This window comes from Miniphocaeibacter sp. (genome assembly GCF_049276255.1).
Taxonomy (GTDB): Bacteria; Bacillota; Clostridia; order Tissierellales; family Peptoniphilaceae; genus Miniphocaeibacter.
The window spans coordinates 1-24,306 of sequence record NZ_JBASWB010000059.1 but is presented as its reverse complement, the minus strand read 5'-3'; the positions used below and the strand labels follow the sequence as shown (position 1 = coordinate 24,306).

The 24,306-nt window shown below is 29.9% G+C and carries 22 protein-coding genes and 2 other annotated features; of the genes, 3 read left to right on the top strand and 19 right to left on the bottom strand.

Annotation, left to right across the window (positions count from 1 at the left end; translation table 11 throughout):
• The 12 genes from WAO56_RS07655 to WAO56_RS07600 all read right to left on the bottom strand — a co-directional run.
• On the bottom strand, positions 1-2,559 hold a 2,559-nt coding region (locus WAO56_RS07655; RefSeq protein WP_422143963.1), incomplete at its 3' end, for an InlB B-repeat-containing protein.
• 227 nt (positions 2,560-2,786) lie between these two features.
• Complete coding sequence (locus tag WAO56_RS07650) at positions 2,787-3,578, bottom strand: ABC transporter ATP-binding protein (protein WP_422143962.1); 792 nt, start codon at positions 3,576-3,578, stop codon at positions 2,787-2,789.
• Positions 3,578-4,648 (bottom strand): 3-isopropylmalate dehydrogenase, encoded by a 1,071-nt coding sequence (leuB, locus tag WAO56_RS07645; RefSeq protein WP_422143961.1) that lies wholly within the window; start codon positions 4,646-4,648, stop codon positions 3,578-3,580. The genes WAO56_RS07650 and leuB overlap by 1 nt, the downstream gene beginning before the upstream one ends.
• Positions 4,641-5,129 (bottom strand): 3-isopropylmalate dehydratase small subunit, encoded by a 489-nt coding sequence (gene leuD, locus WAO56_RS07640; protein WP_422143960.1) that lies wholly within the window; start codon positions 5,127-5,129, stop codon positions 4,641-4,643. The genes leuB and leuD overlap by 8 nt, the downstream gene beginning before the upstream one ends.
• Before the next feature lie 9 nt (positions 5,130-5,138).
• The gene (gene leuC / locus WAO56_RS07635) at positions 5,139-6,398 is read right to left on the bottom strand and encodes a 3-isopropylmalate dehydratase large subunit (RefSeq protein WP_422143959.1); all 1,260 of its coding nucleotides are present in this window, start codon (positions 6,396-6,398) and stop codon (positions 5,139-5,141) included.
• Positions 6,399-6,415: 17 nt separating this feature from the next.
• Positions 6,416-7,945, bottom strand: coding sequence for a 2-isopropylmalate synthase (locus WAO56_RS07630; RefSeq protein ID WP_422143958.1), 1,530 nt, complete (start codon positions 7,943-7,945; stop codon positions 6,416-6,418).
• A gap of 51 nt (positions 7,946-7,996) precedes the next feature.
• Positions 7,997-8,200 (bottom strand) — a binding site (T-box leader).
• A 288-nt stretch (positions 8,201-8,488) separates the two neighbouring features.
• Positions 8,489-8,692, bottom strand: a binding site (T-box leader).
• Positions 8,693-8,912: 220 nt separating this feature from the next.
• The gene (locus tag WAO56_RS07625) at positions 8,913-9,455 is read right to left on the bottom strand and encodes a hemerythrin domain-containing protein (RefSeq protein WP_422143957.1); all 543 of its coding nucleotides are present in this window, start codon (positions 9,453-9,455) and stop codon (positions 8,913-8,915) included.
• Positions 9,456-9,457: 2 nt separating this feature from the next.
• On the bottom strand, positions 9,458-10,042 hold the full coding sequence (locus tag WAO56_RS07620; protein WP_422143956.1) for a hypothetical protein: 585 nt from the start codon (positions 10,040-10,042) through the stop codon (positions 9,458-9,460).
• Positions 10,035-11,879, bottom strand: coding sequence for a hydroxylamine reductase (gene hcp / locus WAO56_RS07615; RefSeq protein WP_422143955.1), 1,845 nt, complete (start codon positions 11,877-11,879; stop codon positions 10,035-10,037). Before hcp ends, WAO56_RS07620 begins: the two co-directional genes overlap by 8 nt.
• An 85-nt stretch (positions 11,880-11,964) precedes the next feature.
• Complete coding sequence (locus WAO56_RS07610) at positions 11,965-12,624, bottom strand: Crp/Fnr family transcriptional regulator (protein ID WP_422143954.1); 660 nt, start codon at positions 12,622-12,624, stop codon at positions 11,965-11,967.
• A gap of 70 nt (positions 12,625-12,694) precedes the next feature.
• On the bottom strand, positions 12,695-13,015 hold the full coding sequence (locus tag WAO56_RS07605) for a hypothetical protein (RefSeq protein ID WP_422143953.1): 321 nt from the start codon (positions 13,013-13,015) through the stop codon (positions 12,695-12,697).
• Positions 13,016-13,024: 9 nt separating this feature from the next.
• The gene (locus WAO56_RS07600) at positions 13,025-13,444 is read right to left on the bottom strand and encodes a helix-turn-helix domain-containing protein (RefSeq protein WP_422143952.1); all 420 of its coding nucleotides are present in this window, start codon (positions 13,442-13,444) and stop codon (positions 13,025-13,027) included.
• A gap of 416 nt (positions 13,445-13,860) precedes the next feature.
• Between WAO56_RS07600 and WAO56_RS07595 the strand changes: the two genes are divergently transcribed.
• Positions 13,861-14,040 (top strand): hypothetical protein, encoded by a 180-nt coding sequence (locus WAO56_RS07595; RefSeq protein ID WP_422143951.1) that lies wholly within the window; start codon positions 13,861-13,863, stop codon positions 14,038-14,040.
• Between the two features lie 113 nt (positions 14,041-14,153).
• The gene (locus WAO56_RS07590; protein WP_422146313.1) at positions 14,154-14,984 is read left to right on the top strand and encodes a D-glucuronyl C5-epimerase family protein; all 831 of its coding nucleotides are present in this window, start codon (positions 14,154-14,156) and stop codon (positions 14,982-14,984) included.
• Between the two features lie 150 nt (positions 14,985-15,134).
• Here the strand turns inward: WAO56_RS07590 and WAO56_RS07585 are convergent, their stop codons facing one another.
• The 4 genes from WAO56_RS07585 to WAO56_RS07570 form a co-directional block, all read right to left on the bottom strand.
• Complete coding sequence (locus WAO56_RS07585; RefSeq protein ID WP_422143949.1) at positions 15,135-16,532, bottom strand: YfcC family protein; 1,398 nt, start codon at positions 16,530-16,532, stop codon at positions 15,135-15,137.
• A 98-nt stretch (positions 16,533-16,630) separates the two neighbouring features.
• A complete protein-coding gene (locus tag WAO56_RS07580; protein WP_422143948.1) occupies positions 16,631-17,221 on the bottom strand; it encodes a DJ-1/PfpI family protein in 591 nt (196 codons plus the stop codon).
• Between the two features lie 66 nt (positions 17,222-17,287).
• Positions 17,288-18,106 (bottom strand): methyltransferase domain-containing protein, encoded by an 819-nt coding sequence (locus tag WAO56_RS07575; protein WP_422143947.1) that lies wholly within the window; start codon positions 18,104-18,106, stop codon positions 17,288-17,290.
• A gap of 92 nt (positions 18,107-18,198) precedes the next feature.
• Complete coding sequence (locus WAO56_RS07570) at positions 18,199-18,945, bottom strand: MerR family DNA-binding transcriptional regulator (RefSeq protein ID WP_422143946.1); 747 nt, start codon at positions 18,943-18,945, stop codon at positions 18,199-18,201.
• A 72-nt stretch (positions 18,946-19,017) separates the two neighbouring features.
• On the opposite strand from WAO56_RS07570, the gene WAO56_RS07565 reads away from it, so the two are divergent.
• The gene (locus WAO56_RS07565; RefSeq protein WP_422143945.1) at positions 19,018-20,331 is read left to right on the top strand and encodes an MATE family efflux transporter; all 1,314 of its coding nucleotides are present in this window, start codon (positions 19,018-19,020) and stop codon (positions 20,329-20,331) included.
• Positions 20,332-20,350: 19 nt separating this feature from the next.
• Here WAO56_RS07565 and WAO56_RS07560 read toward each other — a convergent pair whose 3' ends face one another.
• The 3 genes from WAO56_RS07560 to WAO56_RS07550 all read right to left on the bottom strand — a co-directional run.
• Complete coding sequence (locus WAO56_RS07560) at positions 20,351-21,571, bottom strand: glycosyltransferase (RefSeq protein WP_422143944.1); 1,221 nt, start codon at positions 21,569-21,571, stop codon at positions 20,351-20,353.
• Positions 21,572-21,821: 250 nt separating this feature from the next.
• Positions 21,822-22,778, bottom strand: a complete 957-nt coding sequence (locus WAO56_RS07555) for an NAD(P)-dependent oxidoreductase (RefSeq protein WP_422143943.1) — start codon at positions 22,776-22,778, stop codon at positions 21,822-21,824.
• Between the two features lie 220 nt (positions 22,779-22,998).
• On the bottom strand, positions 22,999-24,306 hold a 1,308-nt coding region (locus tag WAO56_RS07550), incomplete at its 5' end, for a cell wall-binding repeat-containing protein (protein WP_422146312.1).

The following is a 24,306-nucleotide window of genomic DNA, read 5'->3' as shown; positions in this document are numbered from 1 at the left end:
AACCCATTGAGCATAAAGAGTTGTATCTTCTGTTATTATGAAAGTATCTTCTACTGTATCATTTCCCAATGGATCCTTAGCCCAACCATCAAATATATAATCATTTCTTACTAAATTACCTATGTTTTCCTTTACTGTAACAAGACTTCCATGACCATAATCGATGTTATCAGTAGGAACTTCTCCTCCGGTATTTCCATTACCGTCATAGGTTACGCTGTAACTTGGAAGCTCTTTCCATACGGCATAGAGAGTTGTATCTTCTTCTATTGATGAAATTTCGCTTATTATTTTGCCTTCATCATTGTCCGCTTCTAATGACCAACCTGCAAAAGTATAGCCTGTTTTTTCTAAGTTGCCTTCATTTTCCTTTAGGCTTACTTTACTTCCCTTTTCATATTTATTTTCATCTACTGGAACTTCTCCTCCGGTATTTCCATTACCGTCATAGGTTACTGAGAATATCTCTTTCCATACGGCATAAAGAGTTGTATCTTCTTCTATTGATGGAATTTCGGTTATTATTTTACTTTCATCATTGTCCGATTCTAATGACCAACCTGCAAAAGTATAGCCTGTTTTTTCTAAGTTGCCTTCATTTCCCTTTAGGCTTACTTTACTTCCCTTTTCATACTCATTTTCATCTACTGGAACTTCTCCTCCGGTATTTCCATTACCGTCATAGGTTACTGAGAATATCTCTTTCCATACGGCATAAAAGGTAAAATTATCTTCACTATAATTTATTTCTTTTCCTACTTCATAATTTGGGTCCGACTCCGTTGCATCTGGATCTGTAGACCAACCTACAAACTTATGACCTTCTCTACTTGCATTTAATTCCTTATCTCCAGCTACAATTGTATCTGCTCCAGCAATATTTCCAACAGTATAATATTTTGTTGTTTTCCCATCTGAATTTGATTCATAATAAATACTTCCCTCATAGTCTTTTAATTCAGGTAGAGCAAATTCACCACCGTTTGCGTCATACTTAATCCAGGACATTTCAACTGCCCCTTGATCCTTATATCTTTTAAAATTTCTTTGGTCTTCATTAGGAATTGTTTCCGCTCCGGTATAGGTATTGTCTGCAATACTTTCAGGTTTGATTGGAATAGTCTGTATGATTTCATCATTATATCCTGCTGTAATCTTAGATAGATTATCTTGTAATACTGGCACATCTACCCCTAATATGTCTTTAGTCGTATATTTAGAAAGATGACCCTTATCTACATTTATAACATTAGCCCCACCAGGTATTTCCAATTGGTTGTTCGATATATCCTTATAGGTAGATGTTTCATCTAAAACACCATTATTATAAACGCAATTTCCTATAAATAAAGAATTATATCTTAACGCTGCTGGCGTTGCAAAAAGTCCTGCTCCATGTAGGGCAATAGCTCCTCCTCTTTGTTCCATAGTAGAATTTTCATTTCCACCTTGGTTTCCCACAAAAGTTGTACTATAAATTTTATTGGTCATTTGTGAAGAGCCGCCATTTTTATAATACTGTATTGCTCCACCTGAATAACCTACTCCATCTAAGCCATAGGCCTTATTATTTACAAAGGTGGAATTTTTTATATTAGTATAAAAACCGGGGTTTGCCGTACCTTGAAACATTATAGCGCCACCGTCGTCATAGGCAATATTATTTGAAAAAGTAGAATTGTTAATATTAAATTCAGCTCCACCTCGTCCATCTAGTACATATATGGCTCCACCGTCATAGGTACTTCTTACATACTTACCTTCTCCATTACTTTGGTTTTTATCAAAGACAGAGTTGTTTATTTCTACCTTGCCATAAAAATAATGTAGTGCTATGGCACCTCCGCCGCCGCCATAAATACTTGTGTTATCACATCTGTTAATATTATTTCTAAATACGGTATTGTTTATAGTAATATTTCCTGTATAATTTTTACCGCTAAGGGCTCCACACTCATAGTTATCACCAGTTCCAATATTATTTTCTATTGTGGAATTATTAATAGTCAAATGGGAGTCCGATTTCGTTTCCCCTGCACCTACAAATACAGCTGGTGCTGTATTTTTGGCTGTATTGTCGTGAATATAAACCCTATTAAGCTCAGTCTGTGCCTTTGGGCCTGTATTTACATTTATTGCCCCTACTGTAGAATTATATACCTCTACATTTTCTAGTATTAACTTTCCATTTTCAGACTGGTTCATTATTAGTTTATGCTTATAGGCAACTTCTATATTGGATCCATCTACTTTTAAGTTTTTTATAGTTAAGGATCCTGTACCATTACCTTTAATTATAAAATTTCCTTCTGTCCAAATTTTATTTCCACCATCTACAGTTACTTCTGTATCTGGCATTTCCAAAACTACATTTCCTTGTACAAAGTCATTTGCTAAGTTTATAATGTCTCCATTACTTGCTTCTGTAACTGCAGTTTGTAATTCCTCTGCGGTACTAACTTCTTTAGTTTCTGCAAAAGATATATTTGTAAATATCATTATGAATATAATGCCAACTAGCAAAATGATCTTATTTTTACTTCTCATGACTTCTGACAAAATTTATCCCTCCTTAATTAAACCAATTCTAGATTATATTTATTTACTCATAGATAAGATTATATTTATTAGACTACATATGCTTAAATGCAATCCCTACTATTATTGTAAGAATTGCAAATAAAAAATAACTTATAATAAAAATATAGTGTACTTAAAAACATAAGTAGTAGTAGATTTATTATAAGTTATTACTATTATATTGTAAATGGAAAATCATTTATAACTTACCAAATAATTCTTGACCAAGGTCTGTTATTTTCCCAATTTAATTTTATTTTACAATTATAAACTTCTGAAAGAATATCTTCCGAAATTATTTCTTTTTTCTTTCCTTTATATACTATTTTTCCCTTATCCATTATTGCAACATGGCTAATAGCTGGAAAAATTTCTTCTATACTATGAGTTACATAAACTAAAGGTTTATCTGTTTTCTCATATTTATCGTTTAAGGTTTTTAATAAATATTCTCTAGATTTTAAATCTAAACTGGCACAAGGTTCATCAAGGAGCATTAAGTCCGGATTATTCATAAAGGCCCTTGCTATTAAGGTTCTTCTTTGCTCACCTTGTGATTGATTTAAAAAGGTTCCATCCTTTAGGTACTCTAAGTTAAAATCCTTTATTAACTGTCTAGCCATAATATAGTCTTCCGGCTCTAAATCCCGATATATACCTATGGTACTATATTTTCCACTTATTACTATTTCCTCTAGACTATAATAATTTAAAGTATTGTAGAAACTATACATTGTTGAAGATACAAAACCTACTCTAGACTTTACCTTTTCCCAAGGATATTTTCCAAAGGTTTTTTCAAACACCCTTAACTCTCCTGATGTTGGATGGGTAAATACCGGAACCATTCCAAGTAAGGTGGATTTACCGGAACCATTAAGTCCAAGTAAGACCCATTTTTCTCCTTCCTTAATAGTCCAATTTACTCCCCTTAGTATTTCTCTTCCATCTCTTCTAAATGTAATATTATCAAAAGCCAGTACTTCTTTTTTTTCCATTATATCCTTTCTGCTACTGCTGTACCTATTTCTGAACATTTTACATACTTTCCATTAGGTTCTTTTATATCAATTGTTCGTATACCTTCTTCTAAGACTTTTTCAACTGCCTTTTCAATAGCGATAGCTTCCTCCTCTAAGTCAAAAGAATATCTTAACATCATAGCAACTGAAAGTATTGTAGCCAACGGATTAGCTATATCCTGTCCTGCAATGTCAGGAGCTGAACCGTGTATTGGTTCATACATATGAATACCTATTTCACTTATACTTGCAGATGGAAGCATTCCTATTGAACCTGTAATTTGACTGGATTCATCAGATAAAATATCTCCGAAAATATTATTTGTAAGTATTACATCAAATTGTGACGGATTTTTTACAAGTTGCATAGAAGCATTGTCTACATACATAAAGTCAAGTTCTACTTCAGGATAATCTTTTGCCATTTCCTTTACAACTTCTCTCCATAACTTACTGGAATCAAGTACATTTGCCTTGTCTACCAGTGTTACTTTCTTTCTTCTTTTCATTGCAGAGTCAAATGCCATTTTAGATATTCTCTTTATTTCATTTTCATTGTATTTTTCAACATCATAGGCAGTTCTTACACCATCTTCAACGTATGTTTTCCTATCTCCGAAATATATTCCGCCAATAAGTTCCCTTACTACTAATATATCTACACCCTTTTCAACTATATAGTCTTTTAATGGTGAAGCAGATTTTAATGCTTCATATATTGTTGCCGGTCTAAGATTAGCATAAAGACTAAGTCCTTTTCTAAGGGCTAATAGTCCCTTTTCAGGTCTTAAATCCGGCTCTACATTATCCCATTTATCTCCACCAACTGCTCCTAAAAAAACCGCATCTGATGCTTTACATATTTCTAAGGTTTCCTCTGGTAATGGAGTGTGGTATTTATCATAAGCTGCACCACCTATTAAGGCGTATTTATATTCAAATTCGTGTCCATATTTCTCTGCAACCTTATTTAATACTTTTAAAGCTTCATCTACAATTTCAACGCCTATTCCATCGCCTTTTGTAACTGCAATTGTCTTATTCATTTCTTCCTCCCTGTCTAACATAGTTTACAAGTCCATCTGCTGCAATTATTTTTTCCATAAAGGCAGGAATTATTTGAGATTGATATTTTTCATTTTTAGTATTATTTGTTATAATACCTGTTTTAAAATCAACATCAATATCATCACCGTTGTCTATTTTTTCTACTGCTTCATCTGACTCTAAAATTGGCATTCCTATATTAAATGAATTTCTGTAGAAAATTCTTGCATAATTCTTTGCAATTACCGCTTTTACTCCACTGGCTTTTATAGCTATTGGTGCATGTTCCCTTGAAGATCCACAACCAAAATTATCTCCTGCTACTATAAAATCCCCTTCTTTTACTTCCTTATTAAAATTCTCATCTATATCTATCATACAGAACTTTGCCAGTTCTTTTGGATCTTGCGTATTTAAATAACGAGCTGGAATTATAACATCTGTGTCTATATTATCACCATATTTGAAAACTCTTCCCATTTTTTCCTCCTAATTACTTTCCGGTCCTGCTATTTTCCCTGCAATTGCTGAATATGCCGCAATAACAGGACTAGCTAAATATACTTCTGAACCTGTATGTCCCATTCTTCCTACAAAGTTTCTATTTGTAGTAGATACACATTTTTCACCATCGGCTAATATTCCCATATAACCACCTAAACAAGGTCCACAAGTAGGTGTACTAAATACACATCCTGCATCTATAAAAATTTCTGCTAATCCTTCTTGAACACATTGTTTATAGATTTCCTGTGTTGCCGGAATTATAATACATCTTAAATCTTCAGCAATGGTTTTTCCCTTTAATATTTCTGCTGCCTCTCTCATGTCTTTAATTCTACCATTTGTACAAGAACCAATTACTACCTGCTGTATTTCAATATTACCAACTTCATCTATTGTTCTTGCATTTTCAGGTAAATGTGGAAAGGCAACTGTCATTTTTACTTTAGACAAATCTATATTTATAACCTGATCATATTCTGCATCGTCATCAGCATAAAACTCTTCCCAATTATTTACTCCATGTTCTTTCATATATTGTCTGGTCTTGTCATCAACTGGAAAAGTCCCATTTTTTGCCCCGGCTTCTATTGCCATATTACAAATTGAAAATCTGTCATCCATTTCTATTGTTGAAGCACCTTCTCCCATAAATTCCATAGATTTATATCTTGCTCCATCAACACCAATCATCCCTATTATATGAAGAATTAAATCTTTTCCTGTTACATATTTATTTAGTTTACCTGTTAAGTTAAATTTTATTGCCCCTGGAACTTTAAACCAAGCTTCTCCTGTTGCCATTCCGGCAGCCATATCTGTAGAACCTACCCCTGTAGAAAAAGCCCCTAAAGCACCATAAGTACAGGTATGGGAGTCAGCACCAATTATTACATCTCCGGCTTTAACTAAACCTTTTTCCGGCAATAGTGCATGTTCTATTCCTGAACGTCCCACTTCAAAGAAGTTTTTTATTCCATATTCTCTAGCAAATTCTTTACATTTTTTAGCCTGAGTTGCTGATTTTATATCTTTAGCAGGTACAAAATGGTCTAAAACTATGGATATTTTTTCTTTGTCAAAAACTCCACCATCTGTCATTTTATGAAATTCATTTATTGCTACCGGTGTTGTAATATCATTACCAAGTACCATATCTAATTTTGCCATTATAAATTGATCTTTTTTAACTGACTCTAATCCTGCATGTTTTGCTAGAATTTTTTGCGTCATTGTCATTCCCATATTAAAATCCCCCTTGTTTAAATTCCTTCTCCCTGTGCATTTATTCTCTCTGTAAAGTATTCAACATGATTCATTGCATTTACATATGCTAAAATACTGGATTTAATAATATCATTTGAAATACCTTTACCGGTAAAAATTCTATCCCCCTTAGAAAGCTTTAATGAAGTTTCTCCTAGGGCGTCTTTTCCTTTTGTTACAGAGTAGATAGAAAAATCCTCTAATTTTATTTCTGAACCAAATATTTTTCCTAAAGCATCAAAAGCTGCATCAATAGGTCCTTTTCCTGAACCGACAATTTCCATTTCCTCATCATCTTGCCTAATTTTTATAATTGTTTTAGATTCCTTACCTTCACTAGTAGCTGTAGAATAATCCACTAACTCATATTTTGAAATCATATTAGACATATCCCTAAGGATTAAAGCTTCTAGGTCTTGGTCATAAACTGTTTTCTTTTCATCAGCTAATGTTTTAAATCTGTCAAATATATTATTTAACTCTTCATCTGAAACCTTATATCCTAAATCCTCTAATCTGTCCTTTAAAGCATGTTTTCCTGAATGTTTACCTAGAACCATATTATTTTTAGAAAGTCCTATTGATTCTGGAGTCATTATTTCATAGGTTTCTTTATTAGCTAATACTCCATGTTGGTGTATTCCCGATTCATGGGCAAAGGCATTTACACCTACAATCGCCTTGTTAGCTTGAACCTTAGCTCCTGTAATATTCTGTAGTAAATTAGATGAACGCATTATTTCAGTAGTTACAATATTAGTGTCAACCTTATAAACGTCTTGTCTTACTTTTAAGTTCATAACAACTTCTTCCATAGCTGCATTTCCTGCTCGTTCTCCTATACCATTAACGGTACATTCAACTTGAGTTGCTCCAGCTTTAATAGCTGCCAATGAATTTGCAACTGCAAGACCTAGGTCGTTATGACAATGAACTGAAATATCTACATTTTCCATTCCTCTTGTATTTTCTTTTATAGCTTTTATAAATTCATAATATTCAAAAGGATCTGCATAACCTACTGTATCCGGAATGTTAATTACTGTAGCACCGGCATCAATAACAGCTTCAAATATTTTAGCCAAAAACTCCACTGAAGTTCTAGTTGCATCTTCTGCTGAAAATTCAACATCATGACAGTATTTCTTAGCATGTCTTACAGCTGCAACTGCCCTTTCAATTGCCTGTTCTTCTGTCATTTTTAATTTATATTCTAAATGAATAGGAGATGTTGCTAAGAAGGTATGAATTCTTGGATTATTAGCATCCTTGACCGCTCTCCATGCAGCATCAATATCTTTTTCTAATGCTCTTGCTAAAGAAGCAACTATTGGTTTTTCTACAGTTTGAGCAATTCTTTTTACTGACTCAAAATCTCCCTTTGAAGAAATAGCAAAACCCGCTTCTATAATATCAACATTTAATCTTTCCAATTGCCTAGCCATTTGCAATTTTTCATTTAAATTCATACTACAGCCTGGTGATTGTTCACCATCTCTTAAAGTTGTATCAAATATCTTTATCATTTTTTCCTCCCTATTAATACTTATTTATATAAAAAAATAATCCCTGTAAAATACAGGGACGAAATATTCGCGGTACCACACTGTTTGCCTATAATAAATAGACCACTTAAAATCTTAAGGCGACTAACCTTTCTTCCTACTTAATTCAAAAGAAATACTAGAAAATTAGTAATACTCTCTCCCAATTATTATCTTCCACCAAACGATAACTCTCTATAAATTTTTGTAGAATATGCTTTTTCATAACGTATATATTAATTTTTTTTGTAATGGTAACTTAGTTTACAAATCTTCTTATCATATTGTTGTCTGCAGACCTACTAACAATTTGTTTCACAAATTGGGTTAGCCTCTCTACTTTCCTTGCTAAATTAAAAATTTAATTTTATATCTTAGTTTGTTTTTCATTTATTATACCTTCTTGTCATAATGCAGACTGTTTCTACCAATCGCTTTGCTCTTGGGAAACAGGTTGCATTTGACCTACCTGCAATTCGCTTCGCTCATTGGGTTAGGTCATAATAAAAAAACAGCATCCCTATATAATAGGACGCTGTTAACCGTGTTACCACCTAATTTGCATAAATACTATGCCACTCAAAAGTCTTTAACGAAACTACTCGTCACTTCCTACTAAACTCAGAAATGAAACTAGGAAACTAGAAGTAAAATTTTCCAACCTAGGTTTTCACCAACCACCTAGTCTCTACAGTCTTTCAATTTTACGCTTTTCCATAACGCTTTTAAAAAATATTGAATATATATTATCATGTTAAAATAAAAAAGTAAAGCCTTTTCAATAAATTTCTTAATATAATTTTATACATATATATTTCTTTTTCATATAATATTCTTAAATTATAATAGTAAAAAATTAATTATAGCAAATTAAAACAAATACCAGAGTAACAAATCTACTCTGGTAAAATCTATCTTTTTTGAGTCTACTTTTGTATATAAAGAAGTTTTATTTATATATAATCTCCAACAATTGAGACTTTCTATCTAAATCCCTTTCTTCTATTTCAATTCTTTGCCCCATTTCCTCATCTATTTTCATCTTAATATCACCGGACAAATTATTTTCTCCAAAAGGATAAACTGCATTATTTTCTTTATCTATATGACTTCTTAATAGGTTTACATAACTCATAGTATTGCCTATTATTTGAATTTTATCCCTATCATTTTTTTCTAATTTATAGTTGTTTAAATACTTTTCCAGCTCTAGAACATAATACCTTGCCATTTGATGCTCTGTTAACATACCGGTTCTTATTAACTTTTCTGCCGGTGCCCCAAGATTATCCATCATATATTTAAAAAGAATATCCTCTTCTTTTTTATGATGTGTTTCGTCAGCATATTTTCTAATAAATTCAATAGCCGCCTTAAAAAATTCATCATTAACTTCTTCACCATTTAAAATAGAAATACATTCATCTTCTAATCTAGTTACAAAAACCGATAATTCTTCATGTTCCTTCTTTAAATAATCAACTGTAAACATAATTAACTCCTGATTTCATAATAGTCTTTTGACAACTTATATAATCTATAGTCGCTGTTACTTAATACCCCTTTTATATATTCATTTCTCAAATCCCAATATAAATTTTCATTTTTATTCCAAAAATTTAAATGCATATCTGTAAAAACTTTATATGAAATTGAGTTTTCTTTTTCTTCTATAATATCTATTGCTTTATGACAAGGCATGCCATCTAAAAATTTAAAGTTTATTATTTCATAAACTTCTTTTGGATTTGTATAGTCCTTTTCTTCTTGACCTAATTTATACATTAGAAGCTTTATCTCTTTTATTAATAGTGGATTTTCAATAATTAATTGACTTATAGCAAGGGCAAATTTCCTCTCAACTAAGTCTACTCTTTCTTGTAACCAGCCATGAATATTTTCCTTATCTATAACATCTTCAAGTTTTCCTTCTTCTAAAATTCCTAATTCATTAGTATTATCAACAATATAGTTATAACCATGAAGTTTGGCAATATTTAAAATTTTTTCTACAATGAAGTTTTGGAATTGAATTTTTCTAAACATTGTATAATGAATAGAGCCTAAAAAACTACTCATTAATTGCCTCATTTATTCTTTTTATTAAAACTTCTATATCTATTCCATGAACCATAGCAGCCTCATTTAAACTTTCAGATTGGGAAGCCGGACATCCTAAGCAATGCATCCCGATTCCCATTAAAACAGGAATAGCTTGTGGATATAAACTAACAAGTTCACCTATTAGCATATTTTTATTAACTTTGTTTGAACACTTGCCTTTGAAGAAAATATCCATGTCCTCTTCAACAGTTGTAATACCTGCAATTCCAAAGTTTTCAACTAGTACATTAGTTACATTTTCAGATAAAAATCCAGGTAGTGTAGGTCCTAAATGTATATCTTTCACTCCTAGGTATAGTAAGGCTAGAAGAACTATTACAGCTTTTTGTTCATACCATGCAATATTATATATTATTGGTAATTCATTAATATCATCTAATTCAAATATTTCTTTTAATTTTAATGCAATAGCAACTAATGAATAGGAATCATTACATTGTCCTGCATCTAATACCCTTGGGATTCCACCAATATCGCCTAAGTTCAATTTATTATATCTATATTTTGCACAACCGGCAGTTAAAATTACACTGTCCTTTGGTAGTGCTTTTGAAAATTCGGTATAATAATTTCTACCCTTTTGTCTACCATCACATCCTGCCATTACTACAAACTTTTTTATTGCACCGGATTTAACAGCTTCTACAACTTTATCTGCAAGTTCAAATACTTGATTATGGGCAAAGCCACCAATAATTTCACCCTTTTCTATTTCTCTAGGTGCCTTACATTTTTTAGCCTGTTCAATTATTTCTGTAAAATCTTTTTCTCCCCCTATTCCACCTGATATATGTTTACATCCCGGAAAACCTGCTGCTCCTGTTGTGTAAACTCTATTTTTATAACTGTCCTTTGGTGGAACAATACAATTTGTAGTCATTAAAATAGGCCCGTTAAATAATTCAAATTCCTCTTTCTGTTTCCACCAAGCATTTCCATAATTTCCAACAAAGTGAGAATATTTTTTAAATGCCGGGTAATAATTTGCAGGTAACATTTCAGAATGGGTATATACATCTACACCTGTGCCTTCAGTTTGCTCTAAGAGCATTTCCATATCTCTTAAATCGTGACCTGAAATTAAAATTCCCGGATTATTTCTTACTCCTATGTTCACCTTGGTAATTTCCGGATTTCCATAAGTTGAAGTGTTGGCTTTATCTAATAAGGCCATTGCCTCAACTCCAAATTTACCGGTTTCCAAGGTTAAATTTACTAAATCCTCTACAGTTAAGGAATTATCCATAGTTAAGGCTAGGGCCCTTTGAATAAAAGCATTTATTTCTTCATTACTAGCTAATAATACTTCTGCGTGTTTAGTATAGGCACTTAATCCTTTAACTCCATATACAATTAACTCTCTTAAAGACCTCACATCTTCATTTTCTGTTGATAAAACACCAACTTTTTTACTTGTTTCAAGTAGTTTTTCCAATGATTTTTCATTATAAAGAGCTGCCTCTGATAAGCTTTCCTTGTTTTTTAAATTATTTAATAATTTATTCTTTTCCGTTAAAGTTTTAAAAATTCTTTCATCTATAGCTTCTCCATCAAAATTTGCATTTGTAATAGTAACAAAAAGATTATATGTCACTAATTGATTTATTTCCTTGGGAATGTCAAAGTCCTCTCTCCTTAATCTTGTAGTTATTTCTGAAATCCCCTTTGTTAACCATATTAACAAATCCTGTTTATTTGCAAGATCTGAATTTTTCCCACAGACTCCAACCCTAGTACATCCTTTATTTCCAGCTGTTTCCTGACATTGAAAACAGAACATTTTATTATCCATAAATATCCTCCTTATTAATATTGTTCTTGTTTTTACAATATTAGAATATATAAGATAATAAATATTTTCTGTAACGATTGTTACGCTATAAAAACTTCTCCAATTGGTCCCTATTTATTTTTATACTGTTTTTATTTAATTCAATTAGCCCATCATTGTGCATATTCATTAATTCTCTTGAAATTGATGGTCTCGTTGCACCTAAAAAATCTGCTAATTCCTCCCTTGTAAAATATAGTTCTACTTTACTATTTTCATTTGATTCCTGAATAAAAAACTTAGCTAGTTTTTCTCTAATTGAAAAACTACCGGCGATTAACAGTTTTTGATTTAAATAAAAAGCTTTTTGAGATAAAATTAAGAGCATATTGTTTATAATTTTTATTTTCAAGGTATCACTTTTTTCATCAAATAATAAGGCTTTTTTAGGAATTTTTATTACTTTGGATTTTTCATTAGAATAGCAGCTATAATCATAAACATTATTTTCAAGATATAAATAGACCTCTCCAAAAACAGTTCCCTCTTCTGTAAATTTATTTACAATTGTCCTTTTCCCACTTAAACTTGTATTTTCCACAATAACTGACCCTTGCTCCAGTATAAACAAATACCTAGGTTCATTTCCTTGTAGAAAAACTTCCTCTCCTTTATTTAATAATATTTTTTCCGAATTATTTTCAGAAAGAAATTTTTCTATTTCATAATCTGTAAGACCTTTAAATAAATCACTTTTATTAGGCATATTTTCACCTCTTCCCACTATATTTTATATTAAAAAAAGAGTAATTTACAATAAAATTACCCTAAAAATCCTATTTGAAAAATATAGCTGTGGCAATTAAAAGAACGAAACCAACAAATATTGTTGCTAAAAATATATATAATCTTCTTTTGTAAAGATCTATCCTTTCCTTATCTTTAACATCAATATTTGAAGGATATTTTCTCCTGTTAATTAAATATAAGAGAAGTCCTTCACTACTTTGCCCACCAATAGCAATAAAGCTCCAAAGCTTTGCCCTTTTAATCCCCCTATTTTTTGCGTCTATGTATACGATTTTATTTAAATTATAGGCTATGCCAATTGCTGAAATAAAGCATATAAGTAAACTTATTATAATAAAAATATTCATAACAACCTCCTACAACCTTCTTATGATTTGATAAAAAATTAATAAGGTATTAGCCATAATCAATACAAATATGAAAAATAAAATTATTTTATTATCCCTTACAAAACTATTAAAGAGTATTAAAAAACCTATTAGTAAAGTAATAAAAACTATGTTTAATAAAATAATTCCAATAAGCTTTTTATTGCTTTTTACAATATTTGTACTTTCTTCTAAATGTTTTACCATCTTATAATCTCCCTTTAGTAGCTCATCTAAACTAATATTATAAATGTCACTTAGTTTAATTACTGAAACAATATCAGGATAGGATTTTTCATTTTCCCAATTTGAAATTGTCTGTCTTGTAACATTTAATCTATAGGCAATATCCTCCTGAGTAAAACTTGCATTTTCCCTTGCTCTTTTTAATTTTATTCCTATTTCCATATTCCACTTCCTTTAACTTAATTATGGTCTTAAATTTAATATAAGTCTATCAAAAAAATTTAGAATTCTATAATTTTTTATGTAAAATTTTTTTGACATGTTGAAAATAAGACAAGAAAAACCCTTCTTTAGGTTCTTTCAAGAGTAGTATAATATATAAAAGATACACTATAGAAAGTTTACGGGTTATAGGATATAGGTTATACTGTACAATATATATTATATCTTTATAAATATGGAATTTTGCCTTGTAGATATTGAAATTAGACTAGACTAATATTAAAAAAAAGTTATATTCAAAACATAAAAAGATTCACAAGTAATTTTATCCATTAGGACATAATTTAATAATTATTCAAATAATAATTATTGTTTTAGATAATTAAGTAAATAATTATAATTTAGGGAGGACAGTATTGAAAGAAAGAACTTTTAAACAATTAATCATAATAATATGTAGTTTAATAATGGTTTGTTTTATGTATTTTATTCTATTTAAAAGCTCAAAGGGCGAAGATTCTTTTGCAAAAAACTTAATAGAACAGGAAGCTAAAGAAGATAAGAAATTATCTGATACATACCTAAACCATTTTTAAAAGAAGAAGTAAAAAATAGGGTACCGGAAGCTTTAAAAGAATATGTCGATTTAGGACATAGAGGTATTACAGTAGGTATGGGACCATATGATAGTTATAGTAACTACATGTATATGAGGGATATTAAAGCATACGAAAATAATAAAAATGTAAAAATGGATGAAAACGGCTTTCCAATGATACTTTATGAAGATGGTTATTTTTACAATCCCGTATCCTTTTGTCATTTTACTTTTTCCGTATATGCTGATTATTTAAAAACAGAAGATGAGGATCTAAAAAATTACTTTTTAAGATGTGCAGATTTCTTAATAACATTACAAGATAAAGAAGGTGCCTTCCGATATCCTTTTGAGTGGTATAACTATAATAGTGGTGAAACATATCCTAAGGATTGGGTATCATCCATGGCCCAAGGACATGCTTTAAGTGTATATACAAGAGCATATCATTTAACTAAGGATAAAAAATATATAGAAAATGGTAATAAAGTATTTAATTTTATGATAAAACACAAGGATGAAGGTGGAACATTAACAACTTTAGAGTATATAGATCCTAAATATAAAGATCATATATTTTTTGAAGAATATGTATCTACACCGGACAGTTATACTCTAAATGGTTTTATATTCAGTATATTTGGTCTATATGATTGGGCTACATTAAATGAGGATTATCCGAAATTAAAAATAGGTGGTTTGCCTGCCTATTATTTTGAGGAAGGCGTCGAATCTTTAAAACTAATTTTACCTTTATATGATATAGACGGTATGTCAACATATGATTTAGGCCATGTTGTATACGGAAATGATGGACATGTAATAGCTTCTTATCATAGTATACACATTATACAATTATCTAATTTGTATTCTGTAACAGGAGAAAAAATCTTCCATGACTATCAACGTTTGTGGACTTCTTATGTAGAGGACATAATCTAAATTTGTATTTTAAAATCTAATATACGTGTATTTACAACTTTTTGACTTATTAAAACTAGACAAAAAACCTATCTTACTAAATATTAGTAAGATAGGTTTTTAAATAGCTCTTTAAAAGAATACTCTTTTTCTTTATATTTATTGTTCTTCCTAAAATGGACCATACTTAATCATTTGAGCAATAAATACAAAAACAGCCGATTCTAATGTCCATATTATAAATAAGGGCATAAAGAAATTCACCCATTTTTTCCAAGGCACTCCCGCATTTGTAATTCCCGCCATAAAATAACCTGATGTTGGATAAATAATATTTGAAAAACCATCTCCAAATTGATAAGCTAACACAGTTGTTTGTCTTGTAACTCCTACAACATCTGATAAAGGTGCTAATATAGGAAATAGAATAACCGCTTTCCCAGAACCTGAAGGCATTAAAAACTCCATTATCATTACAACTACAAACATACCTATCGCAACTAAGGAACCTGGAATATTGTTTAATATATTTGCAAAGAAATGTACAATAGTATCTGTAATTTTAGCATCTGTCATAACTACAGAAACACCCCTTGCTACTCCTATTATTAAAGCCCCTAATAACATATCTGTAGCTCCTCTTAATAAACTATCACAAATTTCATCTCCTGAAAGTTTGGCTACTATACCAGAAACAGCTCCTAACATTATAAACATTCCACTCATTTCTATCATATCCCATTTTAAAACTATAACTCCACCTAATGTTATCCCCAACATTAAAATAGCAACTATTCCTGCATTTCTTTGCCTTGAGTTAAATGTTAGTCCCTCTCCATTATCTTCAGCAAGGTATTTCTTTCGTTTATTTTTATCTTCTTCATATACAAATGATCTTGTAATATCCTTTTTTATAAAACTTGCATATCTCATTATGTACCAAATACCTATGACCAAAGTTACTATAAAAGTGACTATTCTAAATTCCCATCCTGAATATAAGGGAAGACCACTAATATTTTGTCCTATGGCAATTGTAAATGGATTAGTTAAAGCTGCTGAAAATCCTGCTGCAGAACCACAAAGAGCTACAGCACAAGCTGTAATAGAGTCGTAGCCAAGTCTAATCATTAAAGGTAATATTATTGGAATATACACTAATGTCATTTCATTAACCCCAATAAATGCATCAAATAAAGCAAAAATCAACATTAATATTGGAATTACTAAAATACTATTTTTAGAAAATTTCCTAGCTAATTTATCAATAGCCACTGGTATAACTCCAATTGTTTGCAATACTGAGACTCCTGCACCAACAGCCAAGGTTAAAATAATAATATCTCCAGCTTCTACAAATCCCTGTGGTATTGCTTTAACTACTCCCATAATTCCTACAGGTTGACTGTCTATTACCTTAAAAGAATCTGGATCAACTACCATTCTACCATCCATCTCCACTCTTGCATATTCTCCTGCTGGTATAAAATAACTTGAAATAGCCGTTCCTATAATAAAAATAAATAAAATAATAAATATATGTGGCATCTTCCATTTCTTCTTTTTCATCTTACATCACCTTTCTTTTCACTATATTTTATTACAATACCACGCTAAAGTCTAGTCGTCTCATATTTTACAATCTACATAAAAAAACCTTTCTTGATTTATTTTACCAAGAAAGGTTTACTTTGTTTTATTATTCGCATAAATTCATTAGCCCATTCTACATACCTATATCCAAGAGCTGTTAAAATATTTCCATCCAACATAAAATCCGGTTCTTTAGTCATTTTTGTAACATCCTTGTATCCAATAAGACCTTTCATGTCTTCCTCTTTTAATCTAATATTCTCATCTTCTAAATACCATTTCTTTTCAACACCTGCTATAAACTTTCTATTTTTCATTATTCCTGCCTTACATAATGTCATAGGACCGGATGATATAGCAGCAATTAATTTTTTATCTTCATTAAATTTCCTTATAATACTGTGAAGTTTTTCATCTTTAAAAAGGATATACTGTCCTTCTGCATAGGAACCAGTAATAACTAATGAGTCAAATTCATTAAAGTCACATTCATCATAGGTTTTATCAACGACAGTCTGCATACCTTCTTCACAAGGATATATTTCCTTACTAGCTCCTATAAAAACAACAGGCTTGTTTACCATCTCTAATTTTGACAGCAGTATTGCAATTTCAAAATTACAAAAATGCGGAAATAATACTACTGCAGTTTTCTTCTGTCCCATATAATATAGTCCTTTCTTATTTAAAAATATATTCCTATAATAATTAATACTTCTATATTTTTATTCTCAAAAATCTCTTTTCCTACCTATTACCTTATTCATACAATGTTTATGTGGAATGCCTGATGAATTACAAGAAAATATATATTCACTACATTCTAAAATCTCCCAATTATTGTAATAGGTAAATAGTTCTCCTGATTTAAAATAATTAAATATTGGTTCTTTTTCCGGAGGATCATCTATAAAAGGCTTTTTTATAAAAGCATTATGAATATGTATTCCATTAGGATTTGTATATTCCATTAAATTCTCCATTATTTCATTACGCATATCTAACAGTATATATTGAAGTACACCTGATGAAATTATTATGTCGAATTTAGATGCAAGCTTAAAGGCATTTATATCTGCAATAAATAAATCTACTTCAACATTATTCTCTTTGGATAAATTTTTAGCCTTGTTAATTGCCTTATCCGATATATCAAAAGCAGTTACCTCATATCCACATTGAGCTAAAAAGACTACATTTTGCCCTTCTCCACACCCAATATCCAAGACCTTATATTTTCTTATTGGAGGCTTGTATTTTAAAACATCTAGACATATTTGTGAATGTTTTTTTCCCCAATAATATTCAACCTTATCATATTCATCATTATATATGGTTTTCTCCCTAATATTATATACATAACCTACTATTTGATTAATATCAACCTCGAAAACCGAAGCTAGTCTTTGTAGCATATTGGAATCCGGTTCTGCTTTTCCCAATTCCCATTTAGAAATTGCCTGTGGAGATATATTCAAAATATTTGATAACTCCTGTTGAGTAAGTCCTTTTATTTCCCTATATTTTTTAATATTCTCATGTAAATTCATATTCTCACCTCTCTTTTATCCTATTTTATAATAGGAAAGTATACTAGCAACTATACTTATCTTTTATTTGAATATTCAACCTTAAGTTGATTTTACTTGTAAATCTCTAACCATCCTTCATAGTAGTCATATCTAACTTCTTCTCTAGCCGATGTTAAATAATTACCAATTATCCATCCATATTTATAACCTAATTCTTCAGCCTTTTCAAAAAATTCCTTTTTGTTGTTTTCCTTTGTATTATTCGAATTTACTTTTAAGAGCCCTTTTAAAAACAATTTTTCTTCCAAATCTTTTTCCCTTAATGGATTTTTTTCCTTTTCATCTAAACTTAAAATTCCATAAGTTAACTCATAATCCTTTTTCTCATCTAAAAATATTACAACTCTATAAGGGTTAGATAAATATATTTGTGCATACTCTTTATTTTCAAAATCAAAATAATATATTGGCTCAAATATGTTTTTTTCAATTTCAAACTTACTTTTTTCCAAAGTGCGAAGTCTGCTAAGCATTTTCTTTCTATTTTCAATTTTATTAACTATTTCCTCTAAATCCTTGATTTGTTTTAAGATGTTATTTTTCCCTTCTTCTAAACTAGCTTCCAGTTCATCTATATTATAGTTTTCATAGTCCTTAATTTTTTTTACAGGAATAGATAATTCCCTGTAAAAAATAATGTCACAAATATTCATTATAGTTTGAAAAGTTACTTCTCTATAATTATTTTCCGGATTTCTTCTAAAATGAATAAGTCCTTCCTTATCCCAATATCTTAAGGCAGAAGAAGAAATATCTAAATTTTTAGCAACTTTACCAATACTGTCCATTTTTTTCATTTTTTCCTCCTGTTGACCTTAAAGCAACTTTAAGGTGTATAATCCTTATTGTATCATAGGAGGTGAAATATATTGAAGAAAAACTTTTTTAAATACGTACTCCCATCTATGCTAGCATTTGCCTTTTCTGGCCTATATTCAGTAGTAGATGGTTTATTTATAGGCAGAAGTATTGGTGATCTTGGACTTGCTGCCGTTAATTTTGCTTATCCATTAACTGTTCTTATTCAAGGAATTGGAACAGGGTTAGGAATTGGTGGTGCCGTTGGAATTTCTATTGCAAGGGGTAAAAGAGAACGTGAAGAAGAACATAAATTCCTCGGTAACACCATAATTCTATTATTAATAGCTTGTTTTACTTTAACAACTGTACTTTTGGTTTTTTCAGCTCCTCTTTTAAGAATATTTGGAGCAAAAGACACTACCTATATATACGCTGTAGAATATATAAGAGTAATAATTTTAGGAGCTACTTTCCAAATTTTAGCAAATGGATTAACTCCAATTATTAGGAATTATGGCAAAGCTTTTCTAGCTATGGTGAGTATGATTCTAGGATTTATAACAAATATTGTTTTAGACTGGCTATTTATTGTAAAACTTGGTTATGGAATGAAGGGTGCAGCCTTAGCTACTATTATTGGACAATTTGTTACTATGATTCCTTGTTTGCTATTTCTTATAGCAAAGGTAAAACTAATGTTACCTTACCATTTTAAATTATTGAAAAAATATATAGTTAATATTGTTCAAACAGGACTTTCACCTTTTGGCTCTGCAATGGCACCATATATAGTAATTTTAATAATGAATAAATACGCTTTTAATTATGGTGGCGATGAAGCAGTTGCAGCTTACGCAATTGTAAGCTATGTAATGTCCTTTATACAATTACTGCTACAAGGAATTGGTGATGGTTCTCAATTACTAATGAGTTACTACTATGGAAATAAGGAAGAAGAAAATGTATTGAAGGTAAGAAACTTAGCCTATAAATTTTCAGCTACTGTTGGAGCAATATGTCTATTAGTAATAGTATTATTAAGAAAACAAATACCGGTTATTTTTGGTGCATCTAGTAAAGCATTACCTATAACTGTTCACATATTGCCAATATTTGCACTAAGTTTCCTATTACTAGCTTTTTTAAGAATTACAACTTCATATTTCTATGCAACTAAAAATAATGGATTTTCATATATTTTAATTTATGGAGAACCTGTTATATCCTTTATTCTATTAATATTTATATTACCTAGAATTTTTGGATTAAATGGAGTATGGTTTACAATACCTTCTACTCATTTACTTTTAGTAATTAGCGGCTTTTTCCTGTTATTAAAAGAAAAAAGTAAGCAAGCAAAAAAAGCAATATTAAGTCATTAATGACTTATATTGCTTTTTTTTATTCATGCCATTTTATTTTTCTAAAAGTAAACAAGGAAGTAAACCACCAAAATAATCTTAAAATATTGTAAATAATCAGTGGTAAAATTCCTAAAATTGACAATATTATTTTAAAAGGTAGGTTTTTAGCATAATATAAATTATATATACTTATAATAACTAAAGGAAAAAACATAAATATAAGATTATATTTTCTTAAACCATTAATAAAACCATACAAAAGAATTAAATAAATACTTAATTCTAAAAAGGTCATAAGTAAAAATCTAATTTCTTTTAAATAATCTACATAGGTTACTTTAGTAAAACCTCTTTTAAAAAGTTCATCAAATGTACCTCTTTGCCAACGTAATCTTTGATGAACAAGATCTTTAACTGTAGGCATTAAATCCGTATAAACTACACATTCTGTAGATTTTCTAGTCTTCCAACCTAACTTTTTTAAATTTAAAGTCAATGAATAATCCTCTACCTGCGAATTATTGTCCCAAACAGTATTAAACTTTTCATTAATCTCCTCTAATGCTTTTATTCGTAAAAGATTACCTGTTCCTGAAATAACATTAACTTCCTTAAATATACTAGAATTATGATATTTTACATACTCAAAATGTTGCATCCAATAAAGCATATTTGATTTTTTTACAAGTTTAGGATTTCCAACAAAACTAGAACTTATTGCACCTACTGAAGGATTGTTTTCCAATCCATTGTAAGTATATTCTAGAAAATTTTTATCTAATTCTGTATCCGAGTCCATTTGACAAATATATTTGTAGTCACTACCCTTAAGATTTTCTTTAATCCATGAATATCCAAAATTTAATGCACCTGATTTTAAATTAGGATTATTTTCCATAAATAATAAAGTATAGTCTAAATCACTAATTTCCAGTATTTTTCTAGTTATTTTTTCTGAAAAACCATTATCTGTCATATTGTTAAAGACGATTACTACATGCTTAGGCTTTTTGGTCTGTTTCATAACTGATTTCAGAGTATCTCCTATTCGTTTTTCATTCCTATTAGGTATTAAAATAACTACTGGTAATCTATCTTTCTGATAATTTTTCTCAACTACTGAAGATAATAAATTATCATTACTCCATTTCTTTATATAACTAGTGCGAAAGGCCAAAAATAATAAAATAACAACTATTGTGCCATTTAGTACATAGGCTAAGGAACTATTTGTTAATAGATTTAATAAAGTTTCCAATATACATTACTCCTTTATTTTTAAATTAGTTAAAAATATATAATAGGTATATTAATAAATATATATTTTAAATCAAATAATTATTTTAACATAATTAATTTCATTTATCTATATTTTTTATAAAAAATAAAATAAATTAAAATATTATAAATTTCACTAGTTATTTTTAATTAAATTATAAATAAAAAAACTATTAGTACTAGCTAAACAAGATAGTATCTAATAGTTTCCTATTGAAAATCAAATAAAATTAATTACTTACAATATTTTTAGGACTTTTATTTATCCATGAATTTACATTATCAAAGGTAATTTCAGCCCTTCTCACCATTGCTTCTTCTGTAAAGAAAGCAATATGGGGAGTTACTATTGCATTTTTAGCCTTTAATAGCTTTTCATCTCCTTTTAAAGGAGGTTCTGTCTCAAAAACATCAATTCCTGCTCCTGCAATAATATTTTCATTTAATGCTTCTGCTAATGCGTCATTATCTACAATTGGTCCTCTAGCAGTATTAATAAATATAGCATCCTCTTTCATTAACTCGAATTCTTTTTTGCCAAATAATTTTCTAGTACTTTCTAATAACGGTAAATGAACAGTAACAATATCAGAAACTTTTAATAATTCCTCTAAATCCAAGTATTTTACACCGGAAAACTTCAAACTATTGTTTTCATCTTTATCATAGGCTACAACCTTACATCCAAAAGCCAATGCAATATTAGCAACATGTTTTCCAATAGCTCCTGTTCCTACTACACCTATTGTTTTCTTATATAAATCCCTGTATCTATAACCTGCTTTGGTTTTTCCATCCCTTGTGGCTTTATCCATTGGTAGAATATTACGGTATAAATCTATAATTAAACCATAAACTAATTCAGCTACAGAAGTAGTACTATAGCCAGCAGCATTTGAAACTAAAATATGCCTTTCCTTACAGGCTTCTAACTCCACATGATCATAGCCTGTAAAGGCAACTGCTATCATTTTTAAATTTCTAGCCGACCTAATAACCTCTCCAGTAAGAGGAGAATTTGCAATAATTAAAATATCCGTATCTTTAACCCTTAACTTAGCTTCTTCGTCATCTTTAGAAATAGTGTTATATATTTCTAATTCATGTCCTTCTTTTGTAATAAATTTTGCCATTTGTTCTAATTTATTTTCTTCCACTGCTAGTGGTTCTAAAATAGTTATTTTCATATATCCCCCCCTCAGTCCTATTAAAATATTTTTTAACATTAATAAATCATAAATTCAATCCTTTTGTTTTTATTTATTTCCAATTACTTCAGTCACTTCACTTAACTAATATTTTTTCTTGAATTATATAAAATCTACCCCCTAATCTCTCTCAAAGTTTAGGGGGATAAACTTTATAATTTAATAAAGAGTATCTTAAATAAAATTATATATATTTTTATTATTTAAATTGTGAATCATTAACAGTGGCTTGTCCACCTATAATTGTAATATGCTCAATAGCATTACCTTTAATATATTCTTGTATTGGTTTTGGCATTATGTTTTTCTTTGTTAATAAGATTGGTTTTTCAACCTTTCCTGTTATTGAACCCGCTACTAATGCGTCTACTTCAATCTCTCCACTTGCCATTAATACTTCTTTTGTTTTTGGATATGCTTTATCTGCTATTTTTACTGCTGTTTCATATCTGTCAGCACCAGCTATTATTCCATATCCTTTAGGTAATTCATTAAGTGCTCCATTTCCTACTGAAGCATTTCCACCTATTACTGTTACTTTATCTATTCCAAATTCTTTTATAAAGTTATTTGTTACTTTAGTTATTTCTTGTTCTTTAACTAATAGTATAGGTGATTGTTCTTTTATAGATAGTGAACTACTAGATAATACATCTGGATATTTGTATCCATTTGCTACTATTATGCTCTTTGAATTTTCTGATATTTCAAAATATTCTTTTGCAACTAGTGCTGCTGTTTCATATCTATCTACACCAGCTATTCTTTTTACATTATAATCTTCTTCTAGTTTGTTAAATACTTTATTTCCTACTGTATTATTTCCACCTACTATTATTATATTCTTTGATTTTAATCTAGCTATTTCTTCTGTTATACCATTTGGTAGACTTTCTTTTCTAACTAACAATATTGGAGCGTTTAATTCATCTGATAATATTTGTGCACTTAGTGAGTCTATAGATATTTCTCCACTTGCTACTACTACATTTTCACTTGTTTCAAAATATTTCTTACTAATCTCCAATGCTGTTGTATATCTATCTACACCAGCTATTCTACTAGTCTTAACACCTATTGGTTCTGTTGGTTCTGTTGGTTCTGTTGAATCAGTTGGTGTTGTAGGGTCTGTAGGGCTTGGTGTTGGTTTATCATCTTTTATTTTTAAAGCTTTTCTAGCTTTTTCTAGTTTAGCTAATGCATTGTCAACTTCTTTTTGAGTTGCATTATCTTTTGCAAGTACTTCTTTAGCTTCTGCTAGAACATCATTTAAAGCTTTAACAGTTTCTGCTGTGTATTTACTAGTGTCAATTTTTTCAACTTCTTTGATTTTATTTTCTAGTTTAGTTTTATCCACAGTTTTTTCTTTTAGATCTGCTTGAGCTTTTTCTAGTTTAGCTAATGCATCGTCAACTTCTTTTTGAGTTGCATTATCTTTTGCAAGTACTTCTTTAGCTTCTGCTAGAGCATCATTTAAAGCTTTAACAGTTTCTGCTGTGTATTTACT